The organism is Bradyrhizobium sp. CFUWI, assembly GCF_056429085.1.
Window position 1 is genome coordinate 1 of record NZ_JBWJZE010000104.1, and the last position, 1,188, is coordinate 1,188.

1 protein-coding gene is annotated in these 1,188 nt (G+C 63.2%); it reads right to left on the reverse strand.

Translation table 11 applies throughout. The features are described 5' to 3' along the window. Positions 1 to 3 precede the first annotated feature (3 nt). Complete coding sequence (locus tag AC066S_RS38865) at positions 4 to 1,182, reverse strand: IS481 family transposase (RefSeq protein WP_126262254.1); 1,179 nt, start codon at positions 1,180 to 1,182, stop codon at positions 4 to 6. Between the last annotated feature and the right edge of the window lie 6 nt (positions 1,183 to 1,188).

A 1,188-nucleotide genomic window follows, 5' to 3' on the forward strand; every position in this document is an offset into this window, starting at 1 on the left:
TGTTTAGTCCGGGGACATGGCTGACACCTGTTCGGACACATCACTGACAGGTTGGCCGTTGGTCAAGTCGATTGATGCGACCTGCCAGCTGGCAAAGAAGATTCCGTAATGGCCATCGCGGTCGAGGGGTCTGACGGCCAGGCGCTCGCCGCGGAAGGCTTGTGGGACTTTCCACATGTGCCCCTTGAAGGCGATATAGCTCCGGGTCGAGGAGACGGTGCGGACGGTCTCTCCGGCGTCGTATTGGGCCTGCGGGACACGATCCGGCATGGCGCGTGCGCTCGGCCGATAGCGATCGGCGGGGACGCCCATGCCGAGACTTTCATGAGGCCGTTCCAGGTTGTAGAGCATGCGCCAGTTGTCGAGAGCGAGCTGAACCTCCGCCAGGGTACGGAACGTGCGCAGAGCAAACACTTCCGCGTTCAAGCTGCGGTGGAAGCGTTCATTCTTGCCCCGGCCTTGTGGATGACGTGGCCTGGCATGCACCACCCTGATGTCGAGCTTGAGCAGCCACACCTTCAGCGCTGTCCAGCGCACGCCGGACGTGTCACCCCAGGGAGAGCCATTGTCGATATAGAAGGCCTCCGGCAGCCCATAGCGGCGGAAAGTGTCGGTCAGGTGACGCTGCACGGCGGGCCGCTGCTCATTGGCACAGGCTTTCAGACACAGGGCATAGCGCGAGTGATCGTCGACCATGGTCAGCGGATGACAGCGCGTCCCGTTGACAAGGGGCATGTGGCCCTTGAAGTCCATCTGCCACAGCTGATTGGGTGCCTCCCTCTCGAAGCGATGGCCTGATGGACTCGGCGGGGCCTTCTCGCTCGGCTTGATCCGCTCGTTCCGGCACAGGATCTGATGGACCGTCGAAGGCACGGGCACAGTCTGGCCCGCGCGCTTCAGACAATGCGCGATCTTGCGCGCGCCCCAAGCTGGATGCTTGTCACGCACGGCCAGAACCTGCGCCTCCACCGCAGCTTCGCTGCGCCTGGGCATTCTCTTCGGACGGCGGGGCTGGTCCGCCAGTTCATGGTCGCCAGCCTGCCAACGCCTCAACCATTTGTAGCCCACATCTGGGCTGATGCCGAACCGCCGGCACAACTCACGCCGGTTCGCTCCCTCCTGCATGGCAAGCCACACGAACTCTCGTCGTTGATCCATCACCGACACCTCGTTCCAGGGCATGGACGG